This window comes from Lacticaseibacillus boliensis (assembly GCF_054784775.1).
Genome location: NZ_BAAIHN010000085.1, coordinates 1 through 1,114, shown reverse-complemented (window position 1 = coordinate 1,114; position 1,114 = coordinate 1). Strand labels below are relative to the sequence as shown.

The following is a 1,114-nucleotide window of genomic DNA, read 5'->3' as shown; positions in this document are numbered from 1 at the left end:
TCAACTGCTGTATCGCTTGGACCGGTGATTGCCTGATCTGGTGTGATCAGTTGCGTGCCGGTTTGATCGACATACTTAACAGTAGCTTTCTGCGTATCTGGCGTGTAGGTCACAATCGTGTCGCCTGGCTCATTTGGAACCTTCGGGTTCTGGTCTGGTTCTGGCGTATAGCCCGGAACCTTTGGATAATCCTTTGCATCGATCGGATCTCCTGGGAACCCAGTCACTTGCACTGGCGTGGTTGGCTTCAACGGCTCACCGTCTGGATTCTTTGGGCTCTTCGGGCCCTTTGGCACGAGAGTCGTCGTCAATTCTGCCTTCGGCACTTGACCAAAGGTAATCGTGAACGCCTGATTACGCGGTGTATCGTGGTCGAAAGTCGCACCAACCGTACCGTCATCGACAAGCACATAGCCTTGATCGATGGCTTTCTGTATATTCGGTGCAATCTGACTGTGGTCAACCGCCGTGTCGCTGAGACCACTGATTGGTTGATCTGGTGTGACCAGCTGTTTACCGGTTTCATCCACATACTTAACGGTAGCTTTCTGCGTATCTGGCGTGTAGGTCACAATCGTGTCGCCTGGCTCATTTGGAACCTTCGGGTTCTGGTTTGGTTCTGGGGTATAACCCGGAACCTTTGGATAATCCTTGGCATCGATCGGATCTCCTGGGAACCCAGTCACTTGCACTGGCGTGGTTGGCTTCAACGGTTCACCGTCTGGATTCTTTGGACTCTTCGGACCTTTTGGTACGACGGTCGTCGTCAGGGTTGCCTTCGGCACTTGGCCAAAGGTAATTGTGAGGTCCTGATTATGCGGTGTATCGTGGTCGAAAGTCGCACCAACCGTACCGTCATCGACAAGCACATAGCCTTGATCGATGGCTTTCTGTATATTCGGCATGAGCTGACTGTGATCAACTGCTGTATCGCTTGGACCGGTGATTGCCTGATCTGGTGTGATCAGTTGCTTACCGGTTTGGTCGACATACTTAACAGTAGCTTTCTGCGTATCTGGCGTGTAGGTCACAATCGTGTCGCCTGGCTCATTTGGAACCTTCAGATTCTGGTTCGGTTCTGGGGTATAGCCCGGAACCTTTGGATAATCCTTGG

At 52.0% G+C, this 1,114-nt stretch carries 1 protein-coding gene; it reads right to left on the bottom strand.

Annotated elements, in window-relative coordinates; genetic code table 11:
- The coding region (locus ACYVRB_RS14240) for a mucin-binding protein (RefSeq protein ID WP_461216068.1) at positions 1-1,114 on the bottom strand (1,114 nt) is incomplete at both ends.